The following is a 4,574-nucleotide window of genomic DNA, read 5'->3' as shown; positions in this document are numbered from 1 at the left end:
GGGTCGCCGTCCTCTTGCGTTAAGCGCCGGTCCTGACAGACTGCACCCATCCTGAAGGGAATGCCCGTGCGGCAGCAGAAACTGCTCGAACCTCCGATGCTGTTGCTGTCCGTGGGTGGGTTCCTTGCGGTCGCCACAGAGGTGCTCCCCATTGGTCTGCTGCCCCTGATGGCGGAGGACCTGGGGGTCACCGAGTCGGCCATCGGGTTGCTGGTCTCCGCCTATGCAGCAGTGGTGGTGTTCGCCTCCATCCCGTTGAACGCGTGGACCAGTGCTGTGCCCCGAAAGCCGCTGCTGGTGGGGCTGCTCGCCGGTTACGGCGTCAGCAACATCGTGCTGTGCCTGGCGCAGGATTACTCGGTGGCGCTGACCGGGCGAATCCTGGCCGGGGCGTGTCACGCACTGTTCTTCGCGGTGGTCTTCGGCTACGCGAGCCGGTTGGCACCGCCGGGCCGGTTGGGTGGGGCGATGGCGCTGGTGAACGCGGGCAACGCCGTCGCGATCGCTCTCGGGGTGCCCCTGAGTACCTGGCTGGGGGCGACGGTCGGGTGGCGCTGGTCGTTCGGCTGCGCCGCCATCATTGCGCTGCTCCTGTCGGTGGGCGCCGCCGTCGTCATGCCGGGCATTGGCGGGTCCAAGGTTTCTGGCGGCGCACAGCTGCGTGAGGCGTTGGCGGGACCTGCACTGCGGCGGGTGATAGTCGCGGTGGTGGTGATGATGACCGCCCAGTTTGCCCTCTACACCTTCATCACCCCGGTGCTGCTCCAGTCAGGCTTCACCGCTGAGAACGTGGGATTCGCGTTGCTCGCCTACGGCGGAGCCGGGATTCTGGGACTCGCGATCTGCAGCCGGTTCACCGACTCGGCGTTGCGTCCCGCGTTACTGCTCTCCCTGCTGGTGATGACGGTGTCTTTCCTGGGGGTCGCGCTGCTGGATGGGGCGCCGGGCTGGACCCTGGCCGTGGTGATCCTGTGGGGCCTGCTGTACGGTCCGGTTCCCGCCTATGTGCAGACCGCAGCGATGAGCGCGTTCCGGGACCACCCGGACACCGTGGCTGCCGTTCATAACTCGACGTTCAATATCGGGATCAGCGCCGGAGCGCTGGTGGGTGCGCAGATGCTGACAGTGGGTGGCCCGTCGGGAATCGGATTCGCTGCGGCGGGGCTGGCACTCGGGGCGCTGGTCGTGGTCTTCACCGGCACCAAACAGGGATTTCCCCGAGTCAGCAGCTGAAATAGTGCCCTTTGGCATCTAAAAACCCCCAAAAACGCCGGAAACGACCGGAGTTTGGTGCTCAAGCTGGTAAGTTTTCGCACAGAGGCTTTCAGAATCGTGAAGGCTTTACAAATAACGGACAAGTCCAGGAGGACGTAAATTGGCAACGAAAGAAACCAAGAACCGCAGCGAACTGGTAGCAGAAGTAGCAGCGAAGGCTGACACCAGCCAGACCGCCGTTAACGGCGTTCTTGACGCACTGTTCGATGTACTGGCAACCTCAGCTGCCAACAACGTCAAGGTCACCATCCCAGGTTGGCTCGCTGTCGAGCGCACCGAGCGTGCCGCCCGCACCGGACGCAACCCTCAGACCGGCGAGACCATCCAGATTGCAGCAGGCAGCAGCGTCAAGCTGACCGCCGGCTCCAAGCTGAAGGCTGCTGTCAAGTAGTCAGTCACCCGGTCCGCTAAGGACTCTAGGCCGCCACCCTTTCCGGTGGCGGCCTTTCCTTTTAACGTCGAACTTCAACTTCGGGCGTGAGTCACCGAATTGTTACCCGTTCTACGCAGGGTAGACAATGGTAGATGTGGCTACTACAACCAAGGCGCCCCGGCCGACCGACCGCCCGGGCATACAGACCCCAGGGGTGAAGGTTGGCTGGCTGATTGCCGGCGGTGCCGCCGTCGTGGTCGCACTCATCCTCGCCCTGCTGTTCTCGGGGGCTGCCGGTCCGCGTCAGCTGGGCGACCCGGGTGCCCTGACCCGCTGGGGATTGCCGGTCGCCAAGGCGTTGAACAACATTTCGGTTGCCGCCGTTATCGGCTCNCGCCGTCATGATCCTCCCGCGCCGGGTCGGATCGACCCACCGCCGCACCAGTAATGCGCGCACCAGCAGCGCCGGCACCCCGGGCGACGAACACCCCGCCTTCAGCGCGGTCATGACCCTCGCCTCCGTCGCCGCAGTATCGTGGACCCTCGCCGCCGTCGGTGTGCTGCTGTTCACCTACTCCGACGCCGCCGGCCTGCCGCTGAGCAGCGACCCCGGCTACACGGAGGGGCTGGCCTCCTACCTCACCGACTTCGACACCGGCCGTGCCTGGCTGTCCACCGTCCTGATCGCCGCCGTCGTCGCCACCATGACCTTCGGGGCCCGATCCAGCGGCTGGCTGGCACTGACCGGTGTCCTATCGCTCCTCGGCCTGATGCCGATGGCCCTGATCGGCCACTCAGCCAGCGGCGACGACCACTACGCCGCCATCAACTCGATCGCCCTGCACCTGGTGGGGGTCTGCCTGTGGATCGGCGGCATCATTGTGCTGGCGGTGATCAGCGGGCGGCTGGGCGTCCTGACCTCCAGCGTGCTGCGCCGCTTTTCCTCCCTCGCAGGTTTCGCTTTCATCCTGGTGGTGCTGTCCGGTGTGATCAACGCCAGCCTCCGCATCAACGATCTGGGCCAGCTCGGCTCGGAGTGGGGCCTGCTGGTCACCTTCAAGACGGTTGCCACCCTGCTGCTCGGCGGGATCGGCCTCATGCACCGGCAGTGGATCATTCCCCAGCTCGGAACGGGCAGCGGGTCGCTCACGGGCGGCCAGCTCTCCGCCCGGCGGGTGCTGTGGCAGCTGATCGCCGTGGAACTGCTGATCATGGGCGCAGTCTCGGGTGTTGCTGTTGCCCTGTCCCGGACGGCCCCGCCTGTCAGCGAGGAGATCGCCCCCGACGCCTCGCCAGCGCGGATCCTCTCCGGGTATGACCTGCCGCCCGAGCTGACGTTTGAACGCTGGTTCACCGAATGGCGCTTCGACTGGCTCTGGGTGGCCTTCGTGGCGGTCGTCGGGGTGGCTTACGTGCGGGGCGTGGTGAAGGTCCGCAAACGCGGCGACAAATGGCCGCTCCTGCGGCTTGCCTGCTGGCTGGTCGGGCTGACGCTGCTGACCTACATCACCTCGGGCGCTCCAGCCGTCTACGGCATGGTGTTGTTCAGTACACACATGGTGGGCCACATGGCCCTGACCATGGTGGTTCCGCTCTTCCTGGTCCTCGGCGCGCCGGTAACGCTGGCGCTCAAGGCGCTGACCCCTCGCGGCGACGGGTCCCGGGGGATCCGCGAGTGGATCCTGGTGCTGGTGCACTCGCGCTTCTCCGCGCTGGTGACCCACCCGCTGTTCGCCGCAGCCAACTTCGCCGGATCGATCGTGATCTTCTACTATTCACCGCTGTTCGGCTTCGCGATGCGGGAACATGTGGGCCACGAACTGATGTACGTGCACTTCCTGATCACCGGGTACATTTTCGTCCTCTCGATGCTGGGCTCCGATCCGGTGCCACGCCGCGCACCGTATCCGCTGCGGATCCTGCTCCTCTTCGCCACCATGGCCTTCCACGCCTTCTTCGGTGTCGCGCTGATGGGGTCCACGTCACTGCTCCAGGCTTCCTGGTTCGGCAACATGGGCCGGGACTGGGGCCCCTCGGCGCTGGAAGACCAGCAACTCGGCGGCGCCCTGACCTGGGGGATCGGCGAGATTCCCACCCTGCTGGTGGCGATCGGCGTCGCCATCATGTGGTCGCGTGACGACGCCCGGGAGTCCAAACGGACCGATCGTGCGGCGGACAGGAATAACGACGCCGATCTCACCGCTTACAACAACATGTTCGCTTCGCTGGCGGAACGCGACAACCGCCGCGGTCCAGGCACACCGGGACCCGGAAAGCCAGCATCATCCCAGAAGCCTGACCAACCAGGAGAGCGTGAATGACTGAGACCTCGATCCGCACCGATTACCGGGTGCGTGCCTCCGAACTGGTGGGCCGCAACTGGCTCAACACCGGCGGGCGGCAGCTCACCCTCGAAGATCTGCGCGGGAAGATCGTCATCCTCGACTTCTGGACCTTCTGCTGCATCAACTGCCTGCACGTCCTGGATGAGCTGCGGCCCCTGGAGCAGAAGTTCAGCGACGTGGTTGTCACAGTGGGAGTCCACTCACCCAAGTTCGAACATGAAGCGGACCCGGACGCCCTGGCCGCCGCAGTGGAACGCTACGACATCCAGCACCCGGTGCTGGACGACCCGGAGCTGACCACCTGGCAGGCCTACACCGCCCGCGCCTGGCCCACCCTCGTCGTCGTCGACCCCGAGGGGTACATTGTGGCGCACCTCTCCGGTGAGGGCCACGCTGCCGGGCTGGAGTCCCTCGTCCAGGAGCTGGTGGAGGAACACTCCGCGAAGGGCACGCTGCACCGCGGCGACGGACCCTACGTTCCTGCCGAAAGCACCGCCGGCGACCTCCGGTTCCCGGGCAAAGCCGTCCCCCTCGCCAACGGTTCGCTCCTGATCGGCGACACCGGCCACCACCGGCTGGTG

At 65.9% G+C, this 4,574-nt stretch carries 3 protein-coding genes and 1 pseudogene; all 4 read left to right on the top strand.

What is annotated here, in order from left to right:
- Positions 1-66: 66 nt before the first annotated feature.
- Positions 67-1,233, top strand: a complete 1,167-nt coding sequence (locus tag K728_RS0114375; protein WP_162148057.1) for an MFS transporter — start codon at positions 67-69, stop codon at positions 1,231-1,233.
- Positions 1,234-1,375: 142 nt separating this feature from the next.
- A complete protein-coding gene (locus K728_RS0114370; RefSeq protein ID WP_019481737.1) occupies positions 1,376-1,666 on the top strand; it encodes an HU family DNA-binding protein in 291 nt (96 codons plus the stop codon).
- Between the two features lie 127 nt (positions 1,667-1,793).
- Positions 1,794-3,969, top strand: a pseudogene (locus K728_RS19560) (cytochrome c oxidase assembly protein).
- On the top strand, positions 3,966-4,574 hold a 609-nt coding region (locus K728_RS0114360), incomplete at its 3' end, for a thioredoxin-like domain-containing protein (RefSeq protein ID WP_024477124.1). The pseudogene K728_RS19560 and the gene K728_RS0114360, both read left to right, overlap by 4 nt.

Source organism: Arthrobacter sp. CAL618, from assembly GCF_000468215.1.
Classification (GTDB): Bacteria; Actinomycetota; Actinomycetes; order Actinomycetales; family Micrococcaceae; genus Arthrobacter_D.
Note: the sequence above shows the minus strand (reverse complement) of the source record. Positions and strands in the feature narration are given on the sequence as shown.